Source organism: Pseudomonas sp. 22490, from assembly GCF_052044465.1.
GTDB classification, from domain to species: domain Bacteria; phylum Pseudomonadota; class Gammaproteobacteria; order Pseudomonadales; family Pseudomonadaceae; genus Pseudomonas; species Pseudomonas aeruginosa.
The window spans coordinates 72517-92401 of record NZ_JBQENS010000019.1 but is presented as its reverse complement, the minus strand read 5'-3'; the positions used below and the strand labels follow the sequence as shown (position 1 = coordinate 92401).

Below are 19885 nucleotides of genomic sequence, written 5' to 3'. Positions count from 1 at the left end.
GTTCAATATAAACACGATCAAGGGCCCGGGAGCCAATCCTTCGGACGTATGGAAGCCTTCGGCGCCGCGCTTTTCCCGCACGTTCGCCGAAGGATTCCTTCAGTTCGCCGCCAGTCCCAGGCGCCGCCTTCCCGCCTCCTCGTCGCCGCCTGCCTGCTCGGTGGCCAGTTGCAGGAGCAGGGCCTGTACCTGCTCCAGCGACGGCGCTCCGGCTTGGCCGAGCAGGCGCCGCAGACCGGCCAGCGATGGGTCTGGCGTTGCCCCGCCAAAATTCAGATGCTGCGGCAGGATTTCTTCCTTGTCGCTGACCAGCAGGGCGAAGTGGACGACGTTTTCCAGCTCGCGGATGTTGCCTGGCCAGGGATAGCTCTCGAGGACCCGCTGGGTTTCCACGCCGATGGCCGGCACCGGCAGGTCCAGGCGCTGGGCATAGACGCCGATGAAGTATTCCGCCAGCGGCAGGATGTCTCCCGGACGTTCGCGCAATGGCGGCAGGCTCAGGCGGCCGTCGTGCAGGTATTGTTGCAGGCCGGCCAGGAACTTGCCGGCGCGCACCGCCTGGTCCAGGTCGACGCTGGTGGCGGTGACCAGGCGCACGTCATGGGGAATCGGCTGCTGCGCGCCGACCCGCAGCACCTCGCGTTCCTCCAGCGTCTGTAGCAGCCTGGCCTGCAGCGTCAGCGGCAGGTCGGCGATCTCGTCCAGGTACAGGGTGCCGCCATTGGCCGAACCGAACCAGCCGGCGCGGCTGCCGACCGGGCCGTTATGGGCGCCGGGAGCGTAGCCGAACAGCTCGGCTTCGGCATGGTTGCGACTGAGGGCGCTGCAACTGACCGCTACGAACAGACCGGCGCGTTCGCTGTGGCGGTGGATCTGCCGGGCGAGCAGCTCCTTGCCGGTGCCGGTCTCGCCTTCGATCAGCACCGGCTGGCCCTGTGGCGCGAGGCGCTCGAGTTCTTCGCGGACCCGGTGCGAGCGTGGGTCGAAGAACACCAGGGCCTTGGCGCGGATGCTCAGCGGACTGCGGTCGGCGTCGGGGAAGGTCAGCGGCGCGGGGCGTGGTTTCTCGCTCATGGGTAACTCCTTGGCGGCACGGGGCGCCTCCAGCGCCTGCGCCGCGACGACGGCCGGAACGGCTGCGGGCGGGGGCCGTTGCGGAAAAAGAAACGCCGGTGCAAGCCATGCGACACCGGCGTGAACAAGGGGCGCTGCAACGGCGCCCAGCGTGGGAGTCGGGACGGGCTGGGGTCAGAAGGCCGGGACCACCGCGCCGGCATATTTCTTCTCGATGAAGGCTTTCACTTCCGGGCTGGTCAGCGCGGCGGAAAGCTTCTTCAGGGCGTCGCTGTCCTTGTTGTCCGGACGCGCCACCAGGTAGTTCACATAGGGCGAATCGTGGTCTTCCAGGACCAGCGCGTCCTTGGCCGGGTTGAGCTTGGCCTCCAGCGCGTAGTTGGTGTTGATCAGGTCCAGGTCGACCTGGTCCAGCACGCGCGGCAGCAGGGCCGATTCGAGTTCCTTGAATTTCAGGTTCTTCGGGTTCTCGGCGATGTCCTTGGGCGTGGCCAGGGCGTTGTTCGGATCCTTCAACTTGAGTAGGCCGGCCTTCTGCAACAGCAGCAGGGCGCGCCCGCTGTTGCTGCCTTCGTTGGGAATGGCGACGGTGGCGCCGTCGGGCAACTCGGCCAGCGACTTGTATTTCCTCGAATAACCACCGAAGGGCTCGACGTGTACGCCGACCACGGTGACCAGGTTGGTGCCCTTGCCTTTGTTGAAGTTCTCCAGGTACGGCAGGGTCTGGAAGTAGTTGGCGTCCAGGCGCTTCTCGGCGACCTGCACGTTGGGCTGCACGTAGTCGGTGAACACCTTGATCTGCAGGTCGACGCCTTCCTTCGCCAGGGTCGGCTTGATCAGCTCGAGGATTTCCGCGTGGGGGATCGGCGTGGCGGCGACGAGGAGCTTTTCCGCTGCGTTGGCGGAAACGCTGATGACGGAGGCCAGGGCAGTCAGCAGGAGCAGTTTTTTCATTCTTCGATCCTTGTAGGGCGATGTCCGCCGCTGCGTTCAGGGCGGTGAAGGAGGGGCGCCAACACGCGAGGGGCGGCTTGAAGGGGAGAGTAGCGACTCTTTTTATTCCATAAAAATATTATTTGTTTATTTTTATATTCTATTAATGAATATGAGAGAGCTGAGGCAATTTGTCTCGCGACAACCGACCACAGCAGGACGGTCTAGGCTAACGGGTAAGATTTTCGTACCGAATTGCTCTGCATCAAGGCGGGCGGTCCGGGAATCTGCTTGCGACCCTTCCCGCATTCCTGCCATCCAGGGCTGCGGTCGCTTTCCAATGACAAGAACGATAGCTGAAGGATGTGTTCCAAAACCTTGCGTAGCGTTGCGCGTGAGGAAGCACGGCCGAATCCGCACGTAAGCCGGAAGGGCCGAGAACCTGAAGAGGAGTTGCCATGTTCGGATTGGAGGCTATCGACCTTGCCCGCATCCAGTTCGCGTTCACCGTGTCCTTCCACATCATCTTCCCGGCGATCACCATCGGGTTGGCCAGCTACCTGGCCGTACTGGAAGGCCTCTGGCTGAAAACGAACGAAGAGGTCTACCGCGACCTCTATCATTTCTGGTCGAAGATTTTCGCGGTCAACTTCGGCATGGGCGTGGTGTCCGGGCTGGTCATGGCGTACCAGTTCGGCACCAACTGGAGCCATTTCTCCGACTTCGCCGGGTCCATCACCGGTCCGCTGCTGACCTACGAGGTGCTCACCGCGTTCTTCCTCGAGGCCGGTTTCCTCGGGGTCATGCTGTTCGGCTGGAACCGCGTGGGACCGGGCCTGCATTTCTTCGCCACGGTGATGGTGGCGATCGGCACGCTGATCTCGACGTTCTGGATCCTCGCTTCCAACAGCTGGATGCAGACCCCGCAGGGTTTCGAGATCGTCGACGGCCGGGTGATCCCGGTGGACTGGCTGGCGGTGATCTTCAACCCGTCGTTCCCCTACCGCCTGCTGCACATGTCGGTCGCCGCGTTCCTCGCCACCGCCTTCTTCGTCGGCGCCTCGGCCGCCTGGCACCTGCTGCGCGGGCGCGACAACCCGGCGATCCGCAAGATGCTCTCGATGGCCATGTGGATGGCGCTGATCGTCGCCCCGGTACAGGCGCTGATCGGCGACGCCCATGGCCTCAATACCCTGGAGCACCAGCCGGCGAAGATCGCCGCGATGGAAGGCCACTGGGACAACAGCAGCGGCGAGCCGACCCCGCTGATCCTGTTCGGCTGGCCGGACATGCAGCGCGAGGAAACCCGCTTCAAGGTGGAGATCCCGGTGCTCGGCAGCCTGATCCTCAAGCACAGCCTGACCGAGCCGATCCCGGCGCTGAAGGACTTCCCGCCGGAAGACCGGCCGAACTCCACCGTGGTGTTCTGGTCGTTCCGGATCATGGCCGGCCTCGGCATGCTGATGATCCTGGTCGGCGTCTGGAGCCTGTGGCTGCGCTGGCGCGGCCAGGACAAGCTGTTCAACTCGAAGGCCTTCCTGCGCCTGACCCTGCTGATGGGACCGTCCGGCCTGATCGCGATCCTCGCCGGCTGGTTCACCACCGAGATGGGCCGCCAGCCCTGGGTGGTCTACGGACTGATGCGCACCGCCGACGCCTCCTCGGCGCAGAGCGTGACGCAGATGAGCCTGACCCTGCTGACCTTCGTGGTGGTGTACTTCTCGCTGTTCGGCGTCGGTATCGGCTACATGATGCGCCTGGTGCGCAAGGGCCCGGTCACCCATGAGGGACGCGAGACCAACCCGGGAGGCGCCGGGCAGAAGCGCACGCCGGCACGGCCGTTGTCGGCCGCCGGCGAAGGTTTCGACGAAGAGCACGACGGCCACGCGCAAGCGGCCGACCGCGACCAGGACAAGAGGAACTGAGACATGGGTATCGATCTTCCCCTCATCTGGGCGGTCATCATCATCTTCGGCATCATGATGTACGTGGTGATGGACGGCTTCGACCTGGGCATCGGCATGCTCTATCCGTTCTTCAAGGACAGCGGCGACCGCGATGTGATGATGAACACCGTGGCGCCGGTCTGGGACGGCAACGAGACCTGGCTGGTGCTGGGCGGCGCGGCGTTGTTCGGGGCCTTCCCGCTGGCCTACGCGGTGGTCCTGTCGGCGCTCTACCTGCCGTTGATCTTCATGCTCGTCGGGCTGATCTTCCGCGGCGTCGCCTTCGAGTTCCGCTTCAAGGCCAAGCCGGCCAAGCAGCACATCTGGGACAAGGCGTTCATCGGCGGTTCGCTGGTGGCGACCTTCTTCCAGGGCGTGGCGCTGGGCGCCTTCATCGAAGGCATCCCGGTGGAGAACCGCAGCTTCGCCGGCGGTTCGCTGGACTGGATCGCGCCGTTCCCGCTGTTCTGCGGCCTGGCCCTGATCGTCGCCTACACCCTGCTCGGCTGCACCTGGCTGATCATGAAGACCGAAGGCCGCCTGCAGGAGCGCATGCACGACCTGGCGCGCCCGCTGGCGTTGGTGCTGCTGGCGATCATCGGGGTGGTCAGCCTGTGGACGCCGCTGGCCCATGCCGAGATCGCCGCACGCTGGTTCAGCCTGCCGAACCTGTTCTGGTTCCTGCCGGTGCCGATCCTGGTCCTGGTGACCTTCTATGCGCTGCTGCGCTCGGTGGCCAACAACGACCACGTGAAGCCGTTCGTGCTCACCCTGGTGTTGATCTTCCTCGGCTACAGCGGCCTGGGGATCAGCCTGTGGCCGAACATCATCCCGCCGGCGGTGAGCATCTGGGAGGCCTCGGCGCCGCCGCAGAGCCAGGGCTTCATGCTGGTCGGCGCGCTGTTCATCATTCCCTTCATCCTCGGCTACACCGCCTGGAGCTACTACGTGTTCCGCGGCAAGGTGAAGCACGGCGATGGCTATCACTGAGGAGGCGCCGCATATGGTCCGTATGCCGAGTCATCCCGAACGAGATAGCGCGGCCAAGCCAGCGCTCTGGCGACGCCTGGCCTGGCTGGCGGGTATCTGGACCGCCAGCGTGCTGGCCCTGGGCGTCGCCGCCTGGCTGATGCGCCTGTTCATGAGCGCGGCGGGGCTGGGCGTCCCGCACTGATCGACGATCCCATCCGGGCGCTCCGGCGCCCTTTTCCGAGAGCCCTCCGCTGGAGGGCTTCTTTTTGTCCGCCGATCCGCCAGTGCTCGGTGTTGCGCCGTAGGGCGTCAATCCTCGCGTTCCCGCCTTGCACCATCCAGGCCGGTTCGGCGGATAACCGCGCTGCGGTTATGCGCCCTACGGGAGCGGCGGATGCGCCCTACTGAAGCCTTGGTAGGGCGAATAACGCCGCAGGCGTTATCCGCCGATTCGCCATTGCTTGGCGTTGCGCCGTGGGGCATCAGTCCTCGCGGCCCCTGACCCGTGCCAGTTGCTCCAGTCGCCCCAGGTAGTCGCGCGGGGTTTCGCCGAGCAGGCGGCGGAACATGCTGCTGAAGGCCCGCGTACTGCCGTAGCCGAGGTCGCGGGCGACCACCTGCACGCTGTCGCCGGCCAGCAGGCGCGGCAGGGCTTCGGTCAGGCGCAATTGCTGGCGCCACTCATGGAAGCTCATCTGCAATTCCTGGGCGAACAGCCGCGCCAGGGTGCGCGAGCTGGCGCCGACCCGCAGGCCCCAGTCATCGAGGGTCAGCCCCAGTTCCGGCTGTTTCAGCAATGCCTGGCAGATCGCCTGCAAGCGGCGGTCGCGGGGCATCGGCAGGTACAGCGGCATCCGTTCGAGGTTGGCGATCTCGCTGAGGATCAGCCCTTGCAGGCGCTGGCGGAAGTCGTCCAGGCGCGGCTGGCTCTCGAGGTGGATGGCGCGCAGGATCATTTCCCGCAGCAGCGGCGTCACCGCCAGTACGCAACAGTCGCTTAGCGGTGTCGGCGTTTCGGGTTGCTCGATGAACAGGGTGCGCATGTGCACCTCGCCGGACATGAATATCTCGTGCTCCACCCGGGGCGGAATCCATACCGCGCGGGTCGGCGGGATCACCCAGGCGCCGTGGTGGGTGGCCAGGCGCATCAGGCCGCGAGCGGCGTAGAGGAACTGCGCCTGCGGGTGGAAATGCCGCCCCAGGTGATGGCCGTCGGGGAAGTCGAGGGAGATGGCGGCCAGCAGGCCGTCCGGGCGGTGCTCGATCAGCATGTCCGTTTCGATGACCTCGCTGTCCTGTCTGCGCTTTTCGGTCAACCTATCATGCCCGGGTCATGACGCCCATTCCTCACCGACCATTCAGGCCGCACGCCATGAACCGACCTCGAACCGTTATCCGCTTCATCAACGCCGCGCATGTCATCGACCACATGTTCATGCTGATCTTCCCCGCCGCCGTGCTCGGCATGGCCGGCAGCTTCGACCTCGACTACGCCGGTCTGATCGGCCTGTCGCTGGGCGGTTTCATCGCCTTCGGCGCCTGTTCGCTGCCGGCCGGCTGGCTGGGCGATACCTGGAGCCGGCGGCGGATGATGCTGCTGTTCTTCTTCGGTATCGGCGCCGCCGCACTGCTCACCGGGCTGGCCGGCAGCGTACCGATGTTGGTGACCGGGCTGACCCTGATCGGGGTATTCGCCGCGATCTACCACCCGGTCGGCACCGCGATGCTGGTGGCACACGCGGAGAACCGCGGCCGCGAGATCGGCATCAACGGCATGTGGGGTAACCTCGGGGTCGCCTTCGCCGCGCTGCTTACCGGCTTTCTCACCGCGCACTTCGGTTGGCGTGCGGCGTTCATCCTGCCCGGCGGGGTGGCCATCCTGCTCGGCATCGGCTTTTTCTTCTGCGTGCGCGAGGAGCCATCGCCGCACCTGTCGGCCAAGGCCGCGGCGCGTGGCGAGGACAGCGAGGGCCTGTCGATGCGCCGGGTGTTCGGCGTGCTGGCGCTGGTCACCGCCACCGGCGGGGTGGTGTTCAACGCCAGCACCGTGACCTACCCGAAGCTGTTCCAGGAGCGCCTGAGCGACTTGCTGGCGTCGCCGCAGACCCTCGGCGTGGTGGTCAGCCTGGCCTATGCCTTCGGCGCGGTGGCGCAACTGATCATGGGGCGCCTGATCGATCGCCTGAACCTGAAGTTGCCGTTCGTCTTCCTCACCTTCTGCCAGGTGCCGCTGCTGCTGGCCCTGGCCTACGGCCACGGCAGCGCAGTGGTGCTGTTCGGCGCGCTGTTCATGTTCGCGGTGTTCGGCCAGGTGACGGTGAACGATGCGATGGTCGCCCACTTCGTCGCGCCGCAGTGGCAGGCGCGGGTCTTCGCCCTGCGCTATTTCCTGTCGTTCGGCGCCAGCGCGGCGGCGATCCCGATGATCGCCTACCTGGAACCACGGCAGGGGCTGCTGGGGTTGTACCTGGTACTGGCGGGCTTCGCCGCGCTGACCTTCGCCGCGGCGCTGGTGTTTCCGCGTCCGGCGCGCAGCGCCGCGGTGGGCACCTGAGGAAGAGGGCGTCCGGCGCGCAGCGCCGCGGTGGGCACCTGAGGAAGAGGGCGCCCGGACAGCGCGAGCCGGCCGGGCGCCGATGGCTCAACGCCGTATCAGAGCAGTTCGAGCGCCACGGCGGTGGCTTCGCCGCCGCCGATGCACAGCGAGGCGACGCCGCGCTTGCCGCCTTTCTGGCGCAGGGCGTTGATCAGGGTGAGGATGATCCGCGAGCCGGTGGAACCGACCGGATGGCCCTGGGCGCAGGCGCCGCCATAGACATTGACCTTGGCATGATCGAGGCCGTGTTCGCGCATGGCGAGCATGGTGACCATGGCGAAGGCTTCGTTGATCTCGAACAGGTCGACGTCGTCCTTGCTCCAGCCGGTCCTGGCGAACAGGTTGGTCATCGCGCCGATCGGCGCCAGGGTGAACTCGCTCGGGTCCTGGCTCTGGGTGGCATGGCCGACGATTCGCGCCAGCGGCTTCAGGCCACGGCGCTGGGCTTCCTCGGCGGTCATCAGGACCAGCGCGGAGGCGCCGTCGGAGATCGAGCTGGCATTGGCGGCGGTGATGGTACCGTCCTTGCGGAACGCCGGCCTGAGGCTCGGGATCTTCTCCAGATTGGCGGTCAGCGGTTGCTCGTCGTCCTTCACCACGCTCTCGCCCTTGCGGCTGGTGACGGTGACCGGGACGATTTCCGCCGCCAGCGAGCCATCGGCGATGGCGGCCTGGGCGCGCTTGAGCGATTCGATGGCATAGGCGTCCATCTCCTCGCGGGTCACGCCGTACTTGTCGGCGGTCTCCTGGGCGAACGAACCCATCAAACGGCCGGTACGGGCGTCCTCCAGGCCGTCGAGGAACATGTGGTCCTTGATCTCGCCGTGGCCCATGCGCAGGCCGCTGCGGGCTTTCTCCAGGACATAGGGCGCGTTGGACATGCTTTCCATGCCACCGGCGACCATCACCTGGTTGGTGCCAGCCTTGAGCAGGTCGTGGGCCAGCATCACCGCCTTCATCCCCGAGCCGCACAGCTTGTTGATGGTGGTGCAGCCGGTGGCGGCGGGCAGGCCGGCCGCCAGCGCGGCCTGGCGGGCCGGGCCCTGCTTCAGGCCGGCGGGCAGGACGCAACCCATGATCACTTCCTGTACGTCCTCGGCGGCGATGCCGGCGCGCTGCACCGCTTCGCGGATCGCGACGGCACCCAGGTCGACCGCGGAAACGCCGGCCAGGCTGCCCTGGAAGCCGCCCATGGGAGTACGGGCGCCGGCGACGATGACGATATCGGACATGGAACGTTACCTCTTGTTCTGGATAGGGTCTGAACGATTCAGTGGGCGGATTCTATCTTGTGACCGGGAGGCTCCGAAAGGTCACGGGGCAAATCACTCTTTTGACTGATGAACAAAGCCCGCCGACGGCTCTAGAGTCGGCCTCATCCTGACAACGAACCCGCTCCCAGGTGTACGCCCCATGCTGAAGACCCGTCTCATCCCGGCCGCCGCCGGCGCTTATCAGTATCCGTTGCTGATCAAGAGCCTGATGCTTTCCGGCCGTCGTTACGAAAAGAGTCATGAAATCGTCTACCGCGACCAGGTGCGCTACAGCTACGCCACCTTCAACGAGCGCGTCGCGCGCCTGGCCAACGTACTCAGCGAGGCCGGGGTGAAGGCCGGCGACACGGTGGCGGTGATGGACTGGGACAGCCATCGCTACCTGGAATGCATGTTCGCCATCCCGATGATCGGGGCGGTGCTGCATACCATCAACATCCGCCTCTCCCCGGAACAGATCCTCTACACCATGAACCACGCCGAGGATCGCTTCGTGCTGGTGAACAGCGAGTTCGTCCCGCTCTACCAGGCGATGGCGGGGCAGCTGGCCACGGTGGAGCGGACCATCCTGCTCACCGACGGCGCGGAGAAGAGCGCCGAACTGCCCGGCCTGGTCGGCGAATACGAGTCGCTGCTGGCCGCGGCCAGCCCGCGCTACGACTTCCCCGATTTCGACGAGAACTCCATCGCCACCACCTTCTACACCACCGGCACCACCGGCAATCCGAAAGGTGTGTATTTCAGCCACCGGCAACTGGTCCTGCACACTCTGGCGATGGCTTCGACCATCGGCAGCCTGGACAGCATCCGCCTGCTCGGTACCAGCGACGTGTACATGCCGATCACCCCGATGTTCCATGTCCACGCCTGGGGCACTCCGTACGTGGCGACCATGCTCGGGGTCAAGCAGGTCTATCCCGGGCGTTACGATCCGGAACTGCTGGTCGAACTGTGGAAGCGCGAGAAGGTCACCTTCTCCCACTGCGTGCCGACCATCCTGCAGATGGTGATGAACGCCAGGGCTGCCCAGGGCGTGGACTTCAAGGGCTGGAAGGTGATCATCGGCGGGAGCGCGCTGAACCGCTCGCTCTACGAGGCGGCCAAGGCGCGCGGCATCCAACTGACCGCCGCCTACGGCATGTCGGAGACCTGTCCGCTGATTTCCTGCGCCTACCTCAACGACGAACTGCTGGCCGGAAGCGAGGACGAGCGCACCACCTACCGGATCAAGGCCGGCGTGCCGGTGCCGCTGGTGGATGCGGCGATCATGGACGAACAGGGCCGCTTCCTCCCGGCCGACGGCGAATCCCAGGGCGAGCTGGTGTTGCGCTCGCCATGGCTGACCCAGGGGTATTTCCGCGAACCCGAGCGCGGCGAGGAGTTGTGGCGCGGCGGCTGGATGCACACCGGCGACGTGGCGACCCTGGACGGCATGGGCTTCATCGAGATCCGCGACCGCATCAAGGACGTGATCAAGACCGGCGGCGAGTGGCTGTCCTCCCTGGAGCTGGAAGACCTGATCAGCCGCCATCCGGCGGTACGCGAAGTGGCGGTGGTCGGGGTGCCCGATCCGCAATGGGGCGAGCGCCCGTTCGCCCTGCTGGTGGTGCGCGAGGGCCAGCAACTGGACGCCCGTGGCCTGAAGGAGCACCTCAAGCCTTTCGTCGAGCAGGGCAACATCAACAAGTGGGCGATCCCCTCGCAGATCGCGGTTGTTACCGATATTCCCAAGACCAGCGTCGGCAAGCTGGACAAGAAGCGCATCCGTATCGAGATCGCCCAGTGGCAGGAAGCCGGCAGCGCCTTCCTGTCGACCGTCTGACGGGGCTTTCCTACACCGCCGAAACGCCCGGAGGCCAAGCAAACGCTTGGTCTCCGCGTTTTCGCGACCGCCCGGTCATTCTCCATCCGCCGCAAAGGCGCGAGCCAGAGTGGTTGCGCCGCGCAAATCACACTTTCGAGGGATCAAGCGGCAGGCAGCGCTAGCTATAGTCCACGCACTCATAACAAAAAACACACATGGAGTAGCGTCGATGACAACCCGTAATCCGTTCTCGCGTCGGGCCCGGTTGCCGTTGGCCGTCAGCCTGGCTTCCTCGCTGGCGGCTCCGGCCTTTGGGGTGACCTTCAACATCGGGGAAATCGAAGGTTCCTTCGATTCGGCGTTGTCGGTCGGGGCCAGTTGGTCGACCGCCAAGCCGAACAAGAACCTGATCGGTGTGAACAACGGCGGCAAGGGACTTTCCCAGACCTCCGACGACAGCCACTTGAACTTCAAGCGTGGGGAAACGTTCTCGAAGGTCTTCAAGGGCATCCATGACCTCGAACTGAAGTACGGCGATACCGGTGTGTTCCTGCGCGGCAAGTACTGGTACGACTTCGAGCTGAAGGACGAGCACCGCGAGTTCAAGGACATCGACGACAGCGGCCGTAAGACCCTGGCCAAGTCCTCCGGAGCCGAACTGCTCGACGCCTTCATCTACCACAACTATGCCATCGGCGACCTGCCGGGCAGCGTGCGCCTGGGCAAGCAGGTGGTGAACTGGGGCGAGAGCACCTTCATCCAGAACGGCATCAGCGCCATCAACCCGATCGACGTCACCGCCTTCCGCCGGCCCGGCTCGGAGATCAAGGAAGGCCTGATCCCGGTGAACATGTTCTACCTGTCGCAGAACCTCACCGACAACCTGTCCGCCGAAGGCTTCTACCAGATCGAGTGGGACCAGACGGTGGTCGACAACTGTGGCACCTTCTTCTCCCAGCCGGACGTGGTGGCCGATGGCTGCGACCAGAACCTGGCGGTGCTGACCAACAACAAGGCGTCCATCAACCTGCTCAACAACGTGCTCGCCGGGGCTGGCCTGAGCGTTACCCCGTCGCCCTGGGACGAGGGCATCCTGGTCCGCCGCGGGCCGGACCGCGACGCTCGCGACAGCGGCCAGTACGGCTTCGCCCTGCGCTACTTCGCCGACGAACTGAACACCGAGTTCGGCGCCTACTACATGAACTACCACAGCCGCCTGCCGATCTTCAGCGGCCAGGGCGCCTCGGCCAGCACCATGGCGGCGATCAACGACCTCGCCACCCGCCTCGCCGCGATCAACCCGGCACTGGCCGCACAGGCCGCGGCGGCGGCCACCGCCGGCAACTCCAGCTACTTCATCGAGTACCCGGAAGATATCCGCATGTTCGGCCTGAGCTTCTCCACCACGTTGCCCAACGGCACCGCGTGGAGCGGCGAAGTCAGCTACCGGCCCAACGCGCCGGTGCAGTTGAACACCACCGACATCCTCTTCGCCGGCCTCGACCCGGTGAGCATCGGCGGCAACCGCCCCTACGACAACGCCTCGGTGCTGAACGGCCAGGCCGGGCAGGACCTGCACGGCTATCGGCGCAAGGAGGTCACCCAACTGCAGACCACCCTGACGCACTTCTTCGACCAGGTGATGGGCGCCGAGCGCCTGACCCTGGTGGGCGAGATCGGCTGGACCCACGTCGGCGGCCTGGAAAGCACCTCCAAGGCACGCTACGGGCGTGACCCGGTCTTCGGACCGGGGCCGCTGCCGGGGACCATCTCCGGCCTGGCCAGCTGCCAGGCGCTGAACGTCAGCACGCTGGGCACCGCCGAAGCGAACAACGTCAGCCGCTACTGCGAGAACGATGGCTATACCACCTCGGATGCCTGGGGTTATCGCGCCCGTGCGATCTGGGACTACAACGACGTGTTCATGGGCGTGAACCTCAAGCCCAGCGTGGCCTGGTCGCACGACGTCGATGGCTATTCGCCCGGCCCCGGCGCCAACTTCGAGGAAGGCCGCAAGGCGGTCAGCCTGGGGGTGGACGCGGAGTACCAGAACACCTACACCGCGAGCCTCTCCTACACCAACTTCTTCGACGGCAAGTACACCACCGTGGACGATCGCGACTTCGTCGCGCTCAGCTTCGGCATGAACTTCTGATGTACGCCGGCCCGGTGCGAACCGGGCCGGCGAGCAGGACTTAACGAGGACGACGAGCGAATGAAAACAACGAAGATTCTTCTGCATACCGGTGTACTGGCCCTGAGCCTGCTGGCCACCCAGGTGATGGCGGCGGTATCCGCCGACGAAGCGGCCAAGCTCGGCACCAGCCTGACTCCGTTGGGGGCGGAGAAGGCCGGCAACGCCGACGGCAGCATCCCCGCCTGGGACGGCGGCCTGGCGACCAACGCCGGCAGCGTCGACAGCCGTGGCTTCCTCGCCAACCCCTATGCCAGCGAGCAACCGCTGTTCACCATCACCGTGCAGAACGTCGACCAGTACAAGGACAAGCTGACTCCCGGCCAACTGGCCATGTTCAAGCGCTACCCGGATACCTACAAGATCCCGGTATACAAGACCCACCGCAGCGCCACCGTCCCGGCGGCGGTGCAGGAGGCGGCCAAGCGCAACGCCACCACCACCAAGCTGGTGGAAGGCGGCAACGGCCTGGAGAACTTCGATACCGCCAACCCGTTCCCGATCCCGCAGAACGGCCTGGAGGTGATCTGGAACCACATCACCCGCTACCGCGGCGGCAGCGTCCGGCGCCTGGTGACCCAGGCCACTCCGCAGGTCAACGGCTCCTACCAGCTGGTCTACTTCCAGGATGCCTTCACCTTCCGTACCAACCTGAAGGACTACAACCCGAACAAGCCGAGCAACGTGCTGTTCTACTTCAAGCAGCGGGTCACCGCGCCCTCGCGCCTGGCCGGTAACGTGCTGCTGGTCCACGAGACCCTCAACCAGGTCAAGGAGCCGCGCCTGGCGTGGCTCTACAACGCCGGCCAGCGCCGCGTGCGGCGGGCTCCGCAGGTGTCCTACGACGGTCCTGGCACCGCCGCCGACGGCCTGCGCACCTCGGACAACTTCGACATGTACAACGGTGCGCCGGACCGCTACGACTGGAAGCTGGAAGGCAAGAAGGAAATCTACATTCCTTACAACAGCTACAAGCTCGACGATCCGAAGATCAAGTACAGCGAAATCGTCAAGGCCGGCCACATCAACCAGGACCTGACCCGCTACGAGCTGCACCGCGTCTGGCATGTGGTCGCGACCCTGAAGCCGGGCGAGCGGCACATCTACGCCAAGCGTGACTTCTACATCGACGAGGACACCTGGCAGGCCGCCGAGATCGACCATTACGACGGTCGCGGCACCCTGTGGCGCGTGGCCGAGGCGCATGCCGAGCAGTACTACGACAAGCAGGTGCCCTGGTACGCGGTGGAAACCCTCTACGACCTGCTCTCCGGCCGCTACCTGGCGCTGGGCATGAAGAACGAGGAGAAACAGGCCTACGACTTCAACTACAGCGCTTCGGAAAGCGACTACACCCCGGCGGCGCTGCGCCAGGAAGGGGTACGCTGAGAAACGGCGTTCCTAGCCACGAAGAAACCGGCCTTGTGCCGGTTTCTTCGTTTTCGCGGGCGGCGTGCCGCTCCGGCCGTCAATTCATTACAAAGTGTTTTCCCGCCTCGCCCGCGGATTCCGTCGTCGCCATCCTCCCGGCGGGCACCTGTGTGGCCGGGAAACGTTTGCCGCGCCTGGACCGCGCCGGGAAACCGGTCTTTCCTTGGTTATCGAGCTGAAGCGCCGGTGCGCTATTTCGTCCGAGCCGATGGATAGTGCTTCAAATAGCCATCACTTGTGGTTAGTCTCCGGAGCGTTCACGCCCCATACATAAACCAAGAAACCGGGTGATGACTGACTTCTCGCGCACCTTCTCGGGCACTCCATCCGCCGTCCTGCCGACGGCCAACCGCTTTTTCCGCCCCCCGCTGCCGTCGGCCCATGTGGCGCGCCCGCGTCTTTGCCGTCGACTGCGCGACGGACTGGACGGTCGCCTGCTGCTGATCGCCGCGCCCGCCGGATTCGGCAAGAGTTCCCTGGCCATCGAGTTCTGCGAAAGCCTCGATCCGCGCTGGCAGAGCCTCTGGCTGGGACTGAGCAGCCGCGAGAGCGATCCCGGACGTTTCCTCGAACGCCTGCTCGATGGCTTGCGACAGTACCACCCGACCCTGGGCGAAGAGGCCCTCGGCCTGCTGAAGATGCGCCAGCGTCACCAGCCGTTCGCCTTCGAGACCTGGCTCGACGACCTGCTCGACGAACTCGCCCCCTGCCTGGACCCGCAGCGTCCCCTGCTACTGGTGCTGGACGATTACCACCTGGCCCAGGGCGCGGTGCTCGACCGTTGCCTGCAATTCCTCCTCAATCACCTGCCCGAGGGCCTGGTGCTGCTGGTCACCAGCCGGCAGCGGCCGGACTGGCACCTGGCGCGCCTGCGCCTGTCGCGGCAATTGCTCGAACTCAGCGAACAGGACCTGCGCCTGACCGCCGAGGAGAGCGGGGCGCTGATGGCCGCCAGCGGCCTCGAACTCGACGAGGACGCGCTGGACGCGCTGCTCGAGCGCAGCGAAGGCTGGGTCGCCGGGCTGCGCCTCTGGCTGCTGGCGCGCGGCGATCCAGAGGAGCAGGTCAGCCCCGGGGTACACGGCGCCGACGAACTGATCCGCGACTACCTGCTAGAGGAGGTGATCGAGCGGCAGCCGTCCGAGGTCCAGGCGTTCCTCGCCCAGACCGCACGCTTCGAGCGCTTCTGCGCCGAACTCTGCGATACCGTGCGCGAGGCCGGCGACAGCGCGGCGATCCTCGACCACCTGCAGCAGCACCAGGTCTTCCTCGTGCCGCTGGACGAAAACGGCCAGTGGTTCCGCTACCACCACCTGTTCTCCGACCTGCTGCTGGCGCGTCCCTTGCCCGACTTCGGTCCGTCCGCCGGCTCCCTGCACCTGCGCGCCTGCGGCTGGTTCAGCCGCCATGGCCTGCTCGACCAGGCGGTGGAACAGGCGCTGCGCGCCGGCCAGCCGGACGTGGCGGCGAGCCTGGTGCAGAACCTGTCGGAAGAGCAACTGCTGGCGGAGCAGAACATCGCCACCCTGCTGCGCTGGAAGATGGACCTGCCGGACAGCCTCCTGGCGAGCACGCCGCGCCTGATCCTGCTGTACGGCTGGGCGCTGGCGCTGGCCTGCCAGCTGGATGCCGCGGAAGAGCTGGCCGGCCAACTGGCGCGTTTCCTGCCGGCGCCGGACGAGTCCGCGCAACGCGACCTGCTGGCCCAGTGGCAGGCCCTGAGCGGGGTGATCGCGCGCGGCCGCGGCGACATCGACAAGGCCGAGGCGCACTGCCGCGAGGCCTTGCAGGACCTCGCCGGGGAGCGCTACGGCACCCGCCTGCAATGCCTGTCGACGCTGAGCAACCTGGCGGTGACCCGTGGCGACTTCTGGCAGGCGCGCAACTACAACCGCGACGCCCTGGAGTTCGCCCAGCGCTACGGCAACCCGCTGTTCGAGGCACTGGTCCATTACGACCGCGCCCGCGTCCTCCAGGCGCGCGGCGAGGTGGCGCGCGCCGAGGAGGAGGTGCGCCAGGGCCTGGAACGCCTCCAGCACCTGCCGGCACAACGCCGCTACGCGGTGCGCGGGCGGCTCCTGCTGTACCGCGGCTACCTGCGCAGCCTGGCGCTGCAGCCGGACGAAGCGCGCAAGTGGATCAAGCAGGGAATCGAGGAAACCCGCAGCTGCCGGGATGTCAGCCTGGTGATCGGCTATTGCGTCCTGGCCAGCCTGGAAGGGCGCCTGGGCAACTACGCGGCGGCGTTCGCCCGGCTTGGCGACGTCGAGCGGTTGATGCATGCCTGGGATATCCCGCCGATCTACTACCTGGCGGCGATCACCCTGATCAAGTGCGAACTCTGGCTGGCCCAGGGCCAGACCGAACTGGCCGGCGTCTGGCTACAGCGCCTGGGCGGCACCTACGGCGGGCAGGCGGCCACGCCGCCGGAATGCAGTCCGCTGCTGCCGCTGCATGTGGAGTTGCTCCAGGCCGGCCTGGAGCGCCGCGAAGGACGCCCGGAGGAAGCCGCCCGGCGCCTGGACCGGCTGGCCCGCTCGACGCGGGAGAACGGCGCGTTGCTGCCGGCTCGCCTGGCCCTCGGCCAACTGGCCGCGCTGCACCTGGAGCAGGGCCGCGAGCGCGAGGCGCTGGCGACCCTGCAACAGGCCATGGAGGGCGCAGTCGGCGGAGCCTTGCTGCCGCTCCACGAATTGCTCGTGCAGCAGCCGGAATGGTTGCGCGAACAGTTGCAGCGCTTCCCTGCCTGTCCCGGCGCCCAGCGCATGCGCGCGCTGTTGCCGGAGCCGCCCGCCGAGCCCGCGGGCGGTGCGGGCGAGGTGCTCAGCGGGCGCGAACTGGCGGTGCTGGAGCTGATCGCCCAGGGGTTGTCCAACCAGGAGATCAGCGAGCGGCTGTTCATCTCGCTGCATACGGTGAAGAGCCACGCCCGCCATATCAACGACAAGCTCGGCGTCGAGCGTCGCACCCAGGCGGTGGCGCGGGCCAAGCACATGGGGTTGTTGCGCTAGGCGCGCCACCCCATGTGCCTGGCGTGCTGGCTCAGGGCTTCCAGCGTCGCAGGAGCAGGGCGTTGCCGACCACGCTGACGCTGGAGAAGGCCATCGCTGCGCCCGCCACCATCGGGTTGAGCAGGCCGAAGGCCGCCAGCGGGATGCCGATCACGTTGTAGATGAAGGCCCAGAACAGGTTCTGGCGGATCTTCGCGTAGGTCCGCCGCGAGATGTCCAGCGCCGCCGGCACCAGGCGCGGGTCGCCGCGCATCAGGGTGATGCCGGCGGCGTGCATGGCCACGTCGGTGCCGCCACCCATGGCGATGCCGACGTCGGCGGCGGCCAGCGCCGGGGCGTCGTTGATGCCGTCGCCGACCATCGCCACCACCCGGCCCCGGCCTTTCAGCTCGGCGACCGTGGCGGCCTTGTCCGCCGGCAGCACTTCCGCGTGTACGTCGTCGATGCCCAGGGCCTTGGCCACCACCGCCGCGCTGCCGCGGTTGTCGCCGGTGATCAGGTGGCTGTGGATATCCCGTCCGCGCAGGGCCTCCACCGCTTCGGCGGCGCCATCCTTGAGGCTGTCGCCGAAGGCGAACAGGCCGAGCACGCGTTTCTCCGGAGCCAGTTCCAGCAGCCAGGACAGGGTGCGGCCCTCGGCCTCCCAGTCCGCGGCGGCACTCGCCAGCGCGCCGGGCTTGAGTTCCTGCTCGTCGAGCAGGCGGCGGTTGCCCAGGGCCAGCCGGCGACCCTCGACCTCGCCCTGGATGCCGCGACCGCTGAGGGCCTGGCTGGCGTTCACCGGCGGAACCTCCAGGTCGCGCTCGGCGCAGCGCTCGAGCACGGCCTTGGCCAGCGGGTGCTCGCTGCCGCGTTGCAGGGCGCCGGCGAGCCTGAGCAGTTGCTCCGGGTCGTCGCCGCCGAGGTGGATGATCTGCGGTCGCCCGGAGGTCAGGGTGCCGGTCTTGTCGAAGGCCACGCTGGTGACCGCATGGGCGACTTCCAGGGACTCGGCGTCCTTGATCAGGATGCCGTGGCGCGCGGCCACGCCGGTGCCGGCCATGATCGCGGTCGGGGTGGCCAGGCCGAGGGCGCAGGGGCAGGCGATCACCAGCACCGCCACGGCGTTAACCAGGGCCTGCTCCAGGCCGACCCCGGCGACCAGCCAGGCGCCGAGGGTGACCAGCGCGATGAGGATCACCACCGGGACGAAGACCTGGCTGACCTTGTCCACCAGCTTCTGGATCGGCGCCTTGGCGGCCTGGGCGTCTTCCACCAGGCGGATGATCTTCGCCAGCACCGTTTCCCCGCCGAGCGCAGTGGTGCGCAGGAGCAGCCGGCCTTCGCCGTTGATCGCGCCGCCGGTGACCTTGTCGCCGGGAGCCTTGGGCACCGGCAGGCTCTCGCCGGTGATCAGCGCCTCGTCGGCGTGGCTACTGCCGTCGAGCACCTCGCCGTCCACCGGGAAGCGTTCGCCGGGACGCACCACCACCTCGTCGCCGAGGCGCAACTCGGCGATCGCCACCTCTTCCTCGCGACCGTCGCGCAGGCGCACCGCGCGCTCCGGGCGCAACGCCTCAAGGGCGCGGATGGCGCTGGCGGTCTGGCGCTTGGCGCGGCTTTCCAGGTACTTGCCGAGGAGGATCAGGGCGATCACCACGGTGGAGGCTTCGAAGTAGAGGTGCGGCATGTGGCCGGGCGGGGCGGTCAGCCAGAGGTAGACGCTGAGGCCGTAGCCGGCGCTGGTGCCGAGGGCGACCAGCAGGTCCATGTTGCCGGCGCCGGCCTTCACCGCGCGCCAGGCGGAGACATAGAAGCGCGCGCCGATGACGAACTGCACCGGGGTCGCCAGGAGGAACTGTGCCCACGGCGGCAGCATCCAGTGCAGGCCGGCCCATTCCACCAGCATCGGCAGCACCAGCGGCAACGCCAGCAACAGCGCGGCGATAACCCACCAGCGTTCGCGGCGCAGGCGGCGCTCGGCATCGTCCTGGCGTGGTTGCCCCGCGTCGAGCAGGCGGGCCTTGTAGCCGGCCTGTTCCACCGCCTGCAGCAAGGCCTGGCTGTCCACTGCGCCGAGCAACTCGAGGTGGGCGCGCTCGCTGGCCAGGTTGACGCTGACCTCGCGTACGCCGGGCACCTTCTTCAGCGCCCGCTCGACCCGGCCGACGCAACTGGCGCAGGTCATGCCCTCGATGGACAGTTCCAGGCTGCGCGCCGGAACCTGGTAGCCGGCCTGCTCGACCGCCGCCACCAGGGCCGGCAGGCTGTCCGCCGGGGCCTGTACGCGGGCCTGCTCGCTGGCCAGGTTGACCGAGGCGGCCGCGACCCCGGGCACTTTCTTCAGGGCTCGTTCGACACGGCCGGCGCAGGACGCGCAAGTCATGCCGCTGACCGGCAGATCGAGCTCGGTTAGCGTGGCGCTGTTCATGAGTCCTCCTTGGAATGGACAGAAGTGGCACCGCAGGCGCCCTGGGAGGCGCCGGTGAGATCTGTCGCCAGGTTCAGCCTTGACATCGTGTCAAGGTCAAGCCCCGGATTCATACAGGAAGGCGGCGCAGGGCGCAGTGGCGGCTTTATGTCGCAGGGGCAGGGGGGAGGGGGAATGGCGCTGGAAAACCGTTGCGGCACGGAAAAGCGGAGGGTTTTCACAGGGGTGGGACCGATAACA

At 66.8% G+C, this 19885-nt stretch carries 13 protein-coding genes; 8 read left to right on the top strand and 5 right to left on the bottom strand.

The window, feature by feature from the left end; all coding sequences use genetic code 11:
• Window positions 1-99: 99 nt before the first annotated feature.
• Both ACTJJX_RS20810 and ACTJJX_RS20805 read right to left on the bottom strand, forming a co-directional pair.
• A complete protein-coding gene (locus ACTJJX_RS20810) occupies window positions 100-1074 on the bottom strand; it encodes a sigma 54-interacting transcriptional regulator (RefSeq protein ID WP_003119235.1) in 975 nt (324 codons plus the stop codon).
• Between the two features lie 174 nt (window positions 1075-1248).
• Window positions 1249-2028 carry a MetQ/NlpA family ABC transporter substrate-binding protein gene (locus tag ACTJJX_RS20805; RefSeq protein WP_003119236.1) on the bottom strand — a complete coding sequence of 260 codons (780 nt, stop codon included), beginning with the start codon at window positions 2026-2028 and terminating at the stop codon, window positions 1249-1251.
• 437 nt (window positions 2029-2465) lie between these two features.
• Here ACTJJX_RS20805 and cioA point away from each other — a divergent pair, with 437 nt between their 5' ends.
• Genes cioA through ACTJJX_RS20790 form a run of 3 tightly spaced genes read left to right on the top strand, consistent with a single transcriptional unit; the run spans window position 2466 to window position 5127 of the window.
• Window positions 2466-3932, top strand: a complete 1467-nt coding sequence (gene cioA / locus ACTJJX_RS20800; protein ID WP_003103027.1) for a cyanide-insensitive cytochrome bd quinol oxidase subunit I — start codon at window positions 2466-2468, stop codon at window positions 3930-3932.
• A gap of 3 nt (window positions 3933-3935) precedes the next feature.
• Window positions 3936-4943 carry a cyanide-insensitive cytochrome bd quinol oxidase subunit II gene (cioB, locus tag ACTJJX_RS20795; protein WP_003093053.1) on the top strand — a complete coding sequence of 336 codons (1008 nt, stop codon included), beginning with the start codon at window positions 3936-3938 and terminating at the stop codon, window positions 4941-4943.
• Window positions 4944-4965: 22 nt separating this feature from the next.
• Complete coding sequence (locus ACTJJX_RS20790) at window positions 4966-5127, top strand: DUF2474 domain-containing protein (RefSeq protein ID WP_223656238.1); 162 nt, start codon at window positions 4966-4968, stop codon at window positions 5125-5127.
• A gap of 280 nt (window positions 5128-5407) precedes the next feature.
• Here ACTJJX_RS20790 and ACTJJX_RS20785 read toward each other — a convergent pair whose 3' ends face one another.
• Entirely contained in the window at window positions 5408-6196 is a 789-nt protein-coding gene (locus ACTJJX_RS20785; RefSeq protein WP_004345774.1) for an AraC family transcriptional regulator, read from the bottom strand.
• Between the two features lie 101 nt (window positions 6197-6297).
• On the opposite strand from ACTJJX_RS20785, the gene ACTJJX_RS20780 reads away from it, so the two are divergent.
• On the top strand, window positions 6298-7479 hold the full coding sequence (locus tag ACTJJX_RS20780; RefSeq protein WP_003093049.1) for an MFS transporter: 1182 nt from the start codon (window positions 6298-6300) through the stop codon (window positions 7477-7479).
• 98 nt (window positions 7480-7577) lie between these two features.
• Here ACTJJX_RS20780 and ACTJJX_RS20775 read toward each other — a convergent pair whose 3' ends face one another.
• Window positions 7578-8753 carry an acetyl-CoA C-acyltransferase gene (locus tag ACTJJX_RS20775; protein WP_003103022.1) on the bottom strand — a complete coding sequence of 392 codons (1176 nt, stop codon included), beginning with the start codon at window positions 8751-8753 and terminating at the stop codon, window positions 7578-7580.
• A 181-nt stretch (window positions 8754-8934) separates the two neighbouring features.
• Between ACTJJX_RS20775 and ACTJJX_RS20770 the strand changes: the two genes are divergently transcribed.
• The 4 genes from ACTJJX_RS20770 to ACTJJX_RS20755 all read left to right on the top strand — a co-directional run bounded on the left by ACTJJX_RS20770 (window position 8935) and on the right by ACTJJX_RS20755 (window position 17235).
• The gene (locus ACTJJX_RS20770; RefSeq protein WP_016852487.1) at window positions 8935-10617 is read left to right on the top strand and encodes a fatty acid--CoA ligase; all 1683 of its coding nucleotides are present in this window, start codon (window positions 8935-8937) and stop codon (window positions 10615-10617) included.
• A gap of 211 nt (window positions 10618-10828) precedes the next feature.
• On the top strand, window positions 10829-12754 hold the full coding sequence (locus ACTJJX_RS20765; protein WP_016852488.1) for a DUF1302 domain-containing protein: 1926 nt from the start codon (window positions 10829-10831) through the stop codon (window positions 12752-12754).
• Window positions 12755-12814: 60 nt separating this feature from the next.
• Window positions 12815-14182: a DUF1329 domain-containing protein gene (locus ACTJJX_RS20760; protein WP_016852489.1), complete on the top strand. Its 1368-nt coding sequence runs from the start codon at window positions 12815-12817 to the stop codon at window positions 14180-14182.
• A gap of 332 nt (window positions 14183-14514) precedes the next feature.
• Window positions 14515-17235, top strand: a complete 2721-nt coding sequence (locus ACTJJX_RS20755) for a LuxR C-terminal-related transcriptional regulator (RefSeq protein ID WP_016852490.1) — start codon at window positions 14515-14517, stop codon at window positions 17233-17235.
• A gap of 31 nt (window positions 17236-17266) precedes the next feature.
• Here the strand turns inward: ACTJJX_RS20755 and copA1 are convergent, their stop codons facing one another.
• Window positions 17267-19645 (bottom strand): copper-translocating P-type ATPase CopA1, encoded by a 2379-nt coding sequence (copA1, locus tag ACTJJX_RS20750; RefSeq protein ID WP_003103003.1) that lies wholly within the window; start codon window positions 19643-19645, stop codon window positions 17267-17269.
• Window positions 19646-19885: the final 240 nt, after the last annotated feature.

Coding starts and splice junctions, on each gene's coding strand:
- ACTJJX_RS20810 (WP_003119235.1), bottom strand. CDS start 1,074: ATGAGCGAGAAACCACGCCCCGCGCCGCTGACCTTCCCCGACGCCGAC.
- ACTJJX_RS20805 (WP_003119236.1), bottom strand. CDS start 2,028: ATGAAAAAACTGCTCCTGCTGACTGCCCTGGCCTCCGTCATCAGCGTT.
- cioA (WP_003103027.1), top strand. CDS start 2,466: ATGTTCGGATTGGAGGCTATCGACCTTGCCCGCATCCAGTTCGCGTTC.
- cioB (WP_003093053.1), top strand. CDS start 3,936: ATGGGTATCGATCTTCCCCTCATCTGGGCGGTCATCATCATCTTCGGC.
- ACTJJX_RS20790 (WP_223656238.1), top strand. CDS start 4,966: ATGCCGAGTCATCCCGAACGAGATAGCGCGGCCAAGCCAGCGCTCTGG.
- ACTJJX_RS20785 (WP_004345774.1), bottom strand. CDS start 6,196: ATGCTGATCGAGCACCGCCCGGACGGCCTGCTGGCCGCCATCTCCCTC.
- ACTJJX_RS20780 (WP_003093049.1), top strand. CDS start 6,298: ATGAACCGACCTCGAACCGTTATCCGCTTCATCAACGCCGCGCATGTC.
- ACTJJX_RS20775 (WP_003103022.1), bottom strand. CDS start 8,753: ATGTCCGATATCGTCATCGTCGCCGGCGCCCGTACTCCCATGGGCGGC.
- ACTJJX_RS20770 (WP_016852487.1), top strand. CDS start 8,935: ATGCTGAAGACCCGTCTCATCCCGGCCGCCGCCGGCGCTTATCAGTAT.
- ACTJJX_RS20765 (WP_016852488.1), top strand. CDS start 10,829: ATGACAACCCGTAATCCGTTCTCGCGTCGGGCCCGGTTGCCGTTGGCC.
- ACTJJX_RS20760 (WP_016852489.1), top strand. CDS start 12,815: ATGAAAACAACGAAGATTCTTCTGCATACCGGTGTACTGGCCCTGAGC.
- ACTJJX_RS20755 (WP_016852490.1), top strand. CDS start 14,515: ATGACTGACTTCTCGCGCACCTTCTCGGGCACTCCATCCGCCGTCCTG.
- copA1 (WP_003103003.1), bottom strand. CDS start 19,645: ATGAACAGCGCCACGCTAACCGAGCTCGATCTGCCGGTCAGCGGCATG.